This window comes from Bacillus sp. VA15, from assembly GCF_055721145.1.
This window is the reverse complement of sequence record NZ_JBVQPQ010000061.1, coordinates 1-332: the sequence shown is the minus strand read 5'-3', so window position 1 is coordinate 332 and position 332 is coordinate 1. Positions and strand designations below refer to the sequence as shown.

Annotated in this window: 1 protein-coding gene; it reads left to right on the top strand. The window is 39.8% G+C overall.

Annotated elements, in window-relative coordinates; all coding sequences use genetic code 11:
- Positions 1 to 332: IS3 family transposase (locus AC0DBE_RS21775; protein ID WP_472963795.1), on the top strand; the 332-nt coding region annotated here is incomplete at both ends.

The window sequence follows — 332 nt, the reverse complement described above, 5'->3', positions numbered from 1 at the left end:
CGGCACGTTGTGCCGAGAGCACAGGTATCGATATGGATATCGAAAAATCACAGCCATACTAAAAAAGAGAATGCGTATTAACCATAAAACGGTTCAACGTATTATGCAGAAAAATCAATGGCAGTGCCAGGTTAAGGTGAAAAAGCGCAAGAAGAATGGGCAGCCATATGCCGTAGTCGATAATATATTGGATCGGAACTTTCAGTCTGATCGCCCTCTTGAAAAACTAGTAACGGACATCACATATTTGCCTTATGGACAGAAACAATTGTACCTTTCCAGTATATTAGATTTATACAATGGAGAAGTGATTGCTTTTACGATTGGCGATA